Origin of the sequence: uncultured Proteiniphilum sp. (genome assembly GCF_937873925.1) — a bacterium.
GTDB lineage: Bacteria > Bacteroidota > Bacteroidia > Bacteroidales > Dysgonomonadaceae > Proteiniphilum.
The window spans coordinates 1-6,979 of sequence record NZ_CALNAT010000245.1 but is presented as its reverse complement, the minus strand read 5'-3'; the positions used below and the strand labels follow the sequence as shown (position 1 = coordinate 6,979).

General features: G+C 43.0%; 7 protein-coding genes and 2 pseudogenes. All 9 read left to right on the top strand.

What is annotated here, in order from left to right; genetic code table 11:
• Positions 1–266 (top strand): annotated as a pseudogene (locus Q0502_RS17365) (hypothetical protein); the annotation flags it as partial.
• Between the two features lie 90 nt (positions 267–356).
• Complete coding sequence (locus tag Q0502_RS17360) at positions 357–1,673, top strand: glycoside hydrolase family 43 protein (RefSeq protein WP_366521815.1); 1,317 nt, start codon at positions 357–359, stop codon at positions 1,671–1,673.
• Positions 1,674–1,681: 8 nt separating this feature from the next.
• Complete coding sequence (locus Q0502_RS17355) at positions 1,682–2,491, top strand: glycoside hydrolase family 16 protein (protein ID WP_298653587.1); 810 nt, start codon at positions 1,682–1,684, stop codon at positions 2,489–2,491.
• 23 nt (positions 2,492–2,514) lie between these two features.
• Positions 2,515–3,174, top strand: a complete 660-nt coding sequence (locus Q0502_RS17350; RefSeq protein WP_298653585.1) for a hypothetical protein — start codon at positions 2,515–2,517, stop codon at positions 3,172–3,174.
• Positions 3,081–4,052: a glycoside hydrolase family 76 protein gene (locus tag Q0502_RS17345; RefSeq protein ID WP_298653583.1), complete on the top strand. Its 972-nt coding sequence runs from the start codon at positions 3,081–3,083 to the stop codon at positions 4,050–4,052. The genes Q0502_RS17350 and Q0502_RS17345 overlap by 94 nt, the downstream gene beginning before the upstream one ends.
• A gap of 65 nt (positions 4,053–4,117) precedes the next feature.
• A complete protein-coding gene (locus Q0502_RS17340) occupies positions 4,118–5,587 on the top strand; it encodes a glycoside hydrolase family 88 protein (protein ID WP_298653581.1) in 1,470 nt (489 codons plus the stop codon).
• 35 nt (positions 5,588–5,622) lie between these two features.
• Entirely contained in the window at positions 5,623–5,808 is a 186-nt protein-coding gene (locus Q0502_RS17335) for a hypothetical protein (RefSeq protein ID WP_298653579.1), read from the top strand.
• Between the two features lie 12 nt (positions 5,809–5,820).
• Positions 5,821–6,768: an Ig-like domain-containing protein gene (locus Q0502_RS17330; protein WP_298653577.1), complete on the top strand. Its 948-nt coding sequence runs from the start codon at positions 5,821–5,823 to the stop codon at positions 6,766–6,768.
• Positions 6,752–6,979 (top strand): annotated as a pseudogene (locus tag Q0502_RS17325) (hypothetical protein); the annotation flags it as partial. The gene Q0502_RS17330 and the pseudogene Q0502_RS17325, both read left to right, overlap by 17 nt.

The following is a 6,979-nucleotide window of genomic DNA, read 5'->3' as shown; positions in this document are numbered from 1 at the left end:
TGACGGTGACGTCCAAAGATAGTGATGTAGATGATACCTCATCCCGTTACCTGATGTTCGATGACACCATCCTGTCTAAAACGGGGAAGCGTATGGAGAAGATCGGGAAGGTATGGGATCATGTAACCAACAGCTACATGCTTGAATTCAAGCTGTTGGTGATGATGTACCGGGACGGTAAGTCCTCCATTAGCCATGATCACGGCACTATGCTCTTCGGTGATCAAAGACGAATGAGAATGAAAATGAGAAATTGTAAAATATAACATATTGCGGTACAGAGATCTAGAAAATGATGCATTTCCTTTCTATTTCTTTGTCAATTGATTAATGGAAGTGCGAAACATGAGTAATTAATGATGAAAGTAATCCAATATAGTTTCTTATTAGGTATTTGGTTTCTGTTTTTTCCTGCACTATCCTGTGGGAGTAGTGATAATCTTCTTCCTGAAGAGAAAGATGACAATGAGAAGCCCAAAGAAGAACAGCCGGTACCTCCTGTTACAAGGCTCACTGCCGAAGAGACCGATAAGGCGAATGAGCTGGATATTACCTGGTATAACCCCGATGGTATTGCTTCTGTAGAAATTTCTTATTTACTGGAGGACGATGACGAAAAGAATACCATAATGGCCAACGTGCGGATATATAATGAAACCAGAAGTTCCTATCTGGCTCAATTGCCTGAATATGGCACCTACGTGATTGGGGCGGTGTCGATCGATAATTTCGGCAAACGCTCGGAGAAAGTAACGGTAACTGCAATGCCCGCAGAGGAGGATGCACCGCCCGTCATAGAAGTAGTAAATGATCGTCTGCCGATTGCAGACCCGCATGTAATATATCACAACGGTAAATACTACGCTTACGGTACCCGTATAAATGGTTTCGAAGTATATATCTCGGAAGACCTTGAGCACTGGAGGCGGAACGAAAACCTTGCATTGCCTCCAGAGAACTCCTGGGGAACAAGATGGTTCTGGGCACCTGAAGTCTACTGGATAGAGTCTAAAAACAGGTTTTTCATGTTTTATTCTGTCGATGAACATATTTGTGTAGCTTGGGCTATCAAACCCGAAGGACCATTCATACAGGATGAAAGAAGGCCGATTGTACCCAATGAGAAAGGGATCGACACCTCGTTGTATATTGACGATGATGGTACACCTTATCTTTATTATGTGCGTTTTACTGATGGGAACGTGATATGGGTGGCTGAAATGAATGATGACCTGAAGAGTATAAAATCTGAAACACTCACAAGATGCATCACAGCTTCAGAACCCTGGGAGAGAATCCAGGGTAAAGTTGCTGAAGGCCCCTCAATATTGAAGAGGGGAAATACGTACTACCTGATTTATTCAGCCAATCATTTTGAAAGTAAAGATTATGCGGTGGGCTATGCCACGTCGAACTCTCCTATGGGGCCTTGGATTAAGTACAGTGGAAATCCGATCCTGCGCAGAGACAAACCAGCTGCATCCGGATTGACCGGCACCGGGCATGGAACACCTTTTATGACTGCCGATGGCAGCTACAAGTATATTTATCATGCCCACGGAAGCAATATTAGCGTGGGGCCGCGTACCTCTTATATCAATGACTTGAATTTTTCGGAAGACAAGGTAATAACCATTACTGGTAAACCAATAAGACCGAAGGTTATAAAATAATAGAGGGAATGAAAATAAACATCATAGAAGTCACGATATTATTACTTTTTGTCACCCTTTTTTCTTGTTTGGATAAAAAAAACGATTCCGAAGAATATAGAAAAGGGTGGACCCTTGTTTGGGAAGATGATTTTATAGACTCGTTAGATCCAAGTATTTGGAAGAAAATACCCCGAGGAGTGGATCCCATGAACAGGTATATGAGCGAGAATAGTTCTCTTTATATTCATCAGGACGGAAATCTTGTTTTACGAGGATTGCAGAATTTATCAGAAAATAGCGCTGCTCATTTTCTCACGGGAGGAATCACCAGAGAAGGTTTTAAAGAGAATGAAACCGCAAGAATAGAAATTAGGGTGTCTGCTAATCCCGCGTCAGGTGCGTGGCCTTTCATCCGACTTTTGCCTGAAAATCAGAAAGAGAAAATCGCAATCAATATTATGGAACAGTATAACTATGATGATTTCATTTATCAATCTGTTATGACTGAATATACTACAACAAAAAAGATGGCTGACAATCCACCTTCCACTATGATAGTGGGAGTATCCCCTACTCGGTATCATATTTATGGATTAGAAAAATATCCCGACAGCTTGGTGTTTTATGTAGATGGGATTCGCACCAGAAAATATCCCAGGATACTGACCCAGATTAATGGACAATTTCCATTCAATGATCAGGATTTAAAAATTTATATTGGCATTGGGCTCAATAAGGACGTGGATTCTAATGCGTTGCCCGTGGATATGTTCATTGATTGGGTACGCTATTATAAGCCGATTCCTCCTTCAGAGGGAATAACGAATGACCAATAGGGCTGTCTCAAAATAAATATAACATGAAAAATAGCAATACTATATTATTCTTTTTTGGATGGATTCTTTTTTCCTTTCTCTTTGTTGTTTCATGTGGTGATGATCCTATAACAGATAACAGTGGCAAGGATAGCGGAAGTGGAGATGAAGAGATAGCTATTTCTCCCGTAAATGATCTGATAGTTGAAGAAACAGGGAAAGCAAATGAACTAAACGTCATTTGGACTTATCCTTCAGAAGCCCTTTACGTTGAAATATCCTACCTGCCGGAAGGAGAAGATGAAGCCGGAGCGGTGAATAACAATATACGCCGGACTACAGGCGATAAAGGTTCTTTCCTGATAAAAGTATCGGAACACGGGACCTATATTGTGGGGGCAGTAGTCATTGATAATTACGGAAACCGCTCGGAGAAAGTAACTGTCAAAGCCACTCCCATGAGGGAAGAAGATGTGCCGAAAACCCTTTTTATAGAACGGGCCGATATACTTATGAGTTCGCTTATAGACCTCTGTTTCGGAAAGTCGCCCGTGATTGCTGGAATACCAGGTATTCCAATGCGACAGGCCCCTATTGGGATGGAGATGCTGTGGTATGGGGACAGGGGGCTGGCCTTTCCGGATTCGTGGCATTGCGGAATGCTGCTATTGGTACTGAATATGAGGCGAAATACACTGCTATGACGGATCGTATGTACAACAGTATTAACCGTTTTATCACTACCGATAATAACCTGAAAGCCTATGCCGTTTATCCGCAGAACGGGAATCAAAGATTCTATGACGATAATGTGTGGATCGGTTTGGATATGGCCGAGTTGTATAGTCAAACCGGAGAAAACCGTTTTCTTGAAAAGGCTGAAATGGTATGGGACTATCTGATGGTAGGAATTACAAGTTCGGCAGGAGGTGGCATTCTCTGGAGAGAAATACCGGCATACAGCAACAAACACACTTGTTCCACGGCACCGGCGGCAGTACTGGGATGTAAACTCTATGAAATAACAAAAGAGGAGAAGTATCTCAATAAGGCTAAAGAATTGTACGCCTGGCTAAAGCAGTATTTGCAGGATCCGAGTGACCATCTCTTTTATGACAATATTACCCCGGGGATGGTGGTAGATAAAGCCAAATATAGCTATAATTCAGGCCAGCCGATGCAGGCTGCCTGCTTGCTCTACAATATCACCGGCGAACAGAAGTACCTGGAAGATGCCGCCCAGATAGCAATTTCTGCCCACCGGAGGTGGTTCTCTTTGTACAATTCCAAGGAGCTGGGTGAAGAATTCTACCGGATCAATGGAGACCATGCATGGTTCTTTGCCATTATGTTCCGGGGATTTATTGAACTGTACAAGATCGATAACAGAAGGACTTATATTAATTCATTTGAAAAGAGTATGTTACAGGCATGGGAATCGGAATGCCGTGATAGGGCTACCAATTTGTTGAGCAACAGGTATTTTGTAAATCAGACCCAAACCTCCTGGGAAGTATTACACGAAGGAGGCTTTGTGGAGATGCTTGCCCAACTGGCAGCATTGGAAAAAGAGGGGCTCTAAAATTAAACGAATTAAATTAACTCTCGTATGGGATATATATGCAACTAAAGCGAAGACATATGTCGATGAAATCTATTCAATATAATTTATTTTTGAGTAAATGGTTTATGCTTTTTCTCCTGTTAATCTTGTCATGTGGAACGGATGACCCTATCCCTTCTGATGAGGACGATGATGATGGAGGAGAACAGGTAACCATTATGCCTACCGTGGAAAATCTGGAGATAATAAGTACGGAAAATCCCAATGAACTGCAGGTTTCCTGGATCTATCCCAAAGAAGCCACTTCTGTGGAACTATCTTATTATCCGGAAGGAGAAAACGAAGCCAATGCCATCAGGAATAATGTGCGTAGGTCTACGTCGAACGAGGGCTCTTACCTGATAAAAGTTCCGGAGCATGGCACATATGTAGTTGGTGCTATTGCCATTGACAATTACGGAAAACGATCGAAGGAGGTAAAGGATACTGCTACGCCGTTGCATAAAGATGCTTTGCTGACGGTTTTTCCTGAGGGAAGTGATCCAAAAGAGATAGGGCTAAGGCTCACCGAACGCTATATCAGAACAGTAGATACCCAAAACCCTCGTGTCAACTATCCCTATGTCTGTACCTGGTTAGGCGCGTTCTGGTTTTCCCGGACGATAGGGGATGAACAATTATACAATCGGTTACTTGCCAGGTATGACGATACTTTCTTTACGTCGGGATCTTCCGATTTATATCCCGCTCCCAACCATGTGGATAACAATGTATTCGGATCGGTTCCATTAGAGATCTATAAGACTACCGGTGCAGGCAGGCATCTCGAACTGGGATTGCATTATGCCGATACACAGTGGGAATTGCCGCCCAATGCTACACAGAATCAGAGAGATTGGCATGAGCAAGGCTATTCCTGGCAAACACGTATATGGATTGATGATATGTTTATGATCACTGCTGTGCAGGCACAAGCGTATCAGGTTACCGGGGACAGGAAATATATCGACAGGACCGCCAAGGAAATGGCGATGTACTTAGACCGGATTCAACGCCCTAACGGACTGTTTCATCATACGCCTACTGTGCCGTTCTTCTGGGGACGTGGGAACGGATGGATGGCAGTAGGCATGGCAGAATTGTTGAGGATACTCCCTGAAGATACTCCCGACAGGCCAAGGATAGAAGAGGCTTATGAGTTAATGATGAGTATATTGCTGCGATACCAGGCGGAAGATGGCATGTGGAGGCAATTGATAGATGATCCGGTATCCTGGAAAGAGACTTCGGGTACTGCCATGTTTGCTTATGCCATGATCGTAGGAGTAAAGAAGGGATGGCTTAATAAAGCTACTTATGGAGCAGCTGCACGGAAAGCATGGCTGTCTCTCTTAACCTATCTGAATGAAGATGACAATATAAGGGATGTGTGTGAGGGTACAAATGCCCGGAACGACTATCAATATTATCTCGGTCGTAAACGAAATACAGGTGACCTGCACGGCCAGGCACCACTCTTATGGTGTGCGAATGCTCTATGTAGCGATTTATAAGTAATGAAATTTTAAAAACAAAAAGATTTAATGGTATGAAAAAAAAACGAGTAATTGTTTTTTTTGTGATATTCGCTTTTATTGGAATATCGCTAATAAACTGTAAGGATGATAATGTGCCCGATGATGGGGACGTTAGAGTGGAAACTGTAAAATTGGATGAAGACCTGAAAAAAGGGTTGACGGTAGAAGTAGGAAGTGAGACGATCAATTTCGCTTGAAAAGTAACTATCTTGCCGGAAAATGCCACAAACAAAAAGGCGATATATGCCTCTTCTAACTCCGATGTAGCGACCGTAGATGAGCAGGGAAAGATAACAATCTTTGCCGCGGGTACTACGACATTCACTGTAACGGTAGATGAAAAATCAGACAGTTTCACACTGACGGTAACCGAAAAAGAACCAATCAGGGCAGCAGAGATACAACTAGAAAATGCTGAACTGGAGCTTACCGTAGGCGAGTCTGTGAATATAGCCGAGTGGGTGACTGTGCTACCGGAAGATGCTGAAAACAAAAATGTGACTTACACATCGGAAGACGAAACAATCGCTGAAGTGGATGCAGAGGGTAACGTTACAGCCATAGACGCAGGAACTGTTATAATCACTACTGTATCGGAAGACGTGCCTACTGTAAAAACTGAGATCGAAGTAATCGTAGAGGATTTCATAGGCGACTATCCGCGTGCCGGATGGAGTGTTACAGCTTCTCAAGAGTTGTTCACAGGTGAAGGGAATTCTCTTACCGGCGCTATCGATGGAGATGAAAATACAATGTTAGCATTGGTAAGGCCAAGTAAAACATTCAGAGAAATTTCGGTACCGAGCGCTGCCAACGGCGGATATATCCATTTTGTGATAAATATGCAAAAGCCGCAGAAGGTAAATTATTTCAGGATACGTCATAGAAATACTACACAGCTATTCCTCCGCTATTTAATGATTGAAGAGATATCGGGAAGTAATGATGGAGTGAATTTCACGACCATTGCTACCGATGTGGAAGTTACCAATGCCAGAACAGCAGAAGAGATTGAGTCTCCCAATATTCCGATTCCGGTTTCAAAGTACAGGTATCTGAAATTCTATTGTCAGAAGAACGAATGTTTCTATTCAATGTCGCAAGGTGCTTCAGCCCAGTTAAGAGAGATTTATTTAGGATATGAGCCCGAAGAATAAATGGGTATTGTTCCTCATGGGATGGGCCATCTTCTCTTTCGCATTATTGATTTCATGCGGAACGGAAGATAATTCCATTCCCGATGGGGATAACAAGGATAAAGAACCGCCGGGGGAAGTGGTTGTTGCTCCTGTAACTGATTTGGCTGCGGGAAGGACAGGAAATGCAAATGAATTGCAGGTTACCTGGATCTTCCCATCAGAGGCGGTT

What these genes read in the sequence shown, in the direction of transcription:
- Q0502_RS17360 (WP_366521815.1), top strand. Translation starts at nt 357, where the DNA reads ATGATGAAAGTAATCCAATATAGTTTCTTATTAGGTATTTGGTTTCTG.
- Q0502_RS17355 (WP_298653587.1), top strand. Translation starts at nt 1,682, where the DNA reads ATGAAAATAAACATCATAGAAGTCACGATATTATTACTTTTTGTCACC.
- Q0502_RS17350 (WP_298653585.1), top strand. Translation starts at nt 2,515, where the DNA reads ATGAAAAATAGCAATACTATATTATTCTTTTTTGGATGGATTCTTTTT.
- Q0502_RS17340 (WP_298653581.1), top strand. Translation starts at nt 4,118, where the DNA reads ATGAAATCTATTCAATATAATTTATTTTTGAGTAAATGGTTTATGCTT.
- Q0502_RS17335 (WP_298653579.1), top strand. Translation starts at nt 5,623, where the DNA reads ATGAAAAAAAAACGAGTAATTGTTTTTTTTGTGATATTCGCTTTTATT.